Annotated in this window: 1 protein-coding gene; it reads left to right on the top strand. The window is 60.6% G+C overall.

All coding sequences use genetic code 11. The features are described 5' to 3' along the window. Positions 1–827 (top strand): IS4 family transposase (locus tag ACLJQZ_RS48550; RefSeq protein WP_410628511.1); only part of this gene is annotated, 827 nt, incomplete at its 5' end. Positions 828–999: the final 172 nt, after the last annotated feature.

The raw sequence follows: 999 nt of genomic DNA on the forward strand, positions 1-999 counted from the left end.
GAACGATCGGTGCGTGGTATCAGCACTGGCGGTTGACGGCCGTCGACGGAACCACCTTCACAGTGCCCGACACCGACGAGAACGAGCACGCGTTCGGTCGTCCCGGATCCGGGCGCGGCGAAGGCAAGACTGCTTATCCGCAGATTCAGGCCGCCTGTTTGGTCGAACTGGGGACACATGCGGTGTTCGATGCCCGACTGGACGCCTACGCCGCAGCCGAGTCGATGCTGATCGAGGAGATGTTTCCCTCCTTTCAGCCGGGCATGCTGGTGCTGGCGGATCGGCACATCTATTCGTTCGACCGCTGGACGAAGGCCGTGAACACCGGCGCTGACCTGCTGTGGCGAGTGGCGTCGAATCTGGTTCTGCGGCCGGTGGAGCACTTCCCGGACGGCTCCTATATCGCCGAAGTGACTGCACCGCCGAAATCGCGCCTTCGCGGACCTATCCGGTTACGTGTCATCGAATACCGGCTTCCCGGGACGAGCGAGTTATATCGATTGGTGTCTACCATCATCGACCCGGCGGTAGCGTCAGCGAAAGATTTAGCGCTCATTTACCATGAGCGGTGGGATGTCGAGGGTTTCCTGAAACAGATCAAGAGTGTTCAACTCAACGGCGACAAGATATTCCGGTCGAAATCTCCGGAAGGTGTCCGGCAGGAATTCTGGGCACACCTGGCCGTGCACTACGCCACGACCTGCGTTCAAGTGGACGCGGCCGCCCGGGCGAAAGTTGACCCGGATCGAATCTCGCATAAGAATACCGTTCGTGTCATCCGGTCCAGAATCTGGAAACCGGAGCATTTCCCCCCTCGCGCATTGTGATGATCACTATTCCCTGTTGCTCACCGAGGTGGCAGACGAGCTCAATCCGGCTCGCCGAGACCGAAGCTATCCGCGAGTCATCAAGCGGAAGATGAGCAACTTCCCGGTCAAGCGGGCGCATCACCGACAGCGACGCCAGGACAGCAGGCCGCCTCGCTCGGCGGTGGCCATC

It is taken from the genome of Amycolatopsis sp. cmx-8-4 (assembly GCF_046548675.1).
Taxonomy (GTDB): domain Bacteria; phylum Actinomycetota; class Actinomycetes; order Mycobacteriales; family Pseudonocardiaceae; genus Amycolatopsis.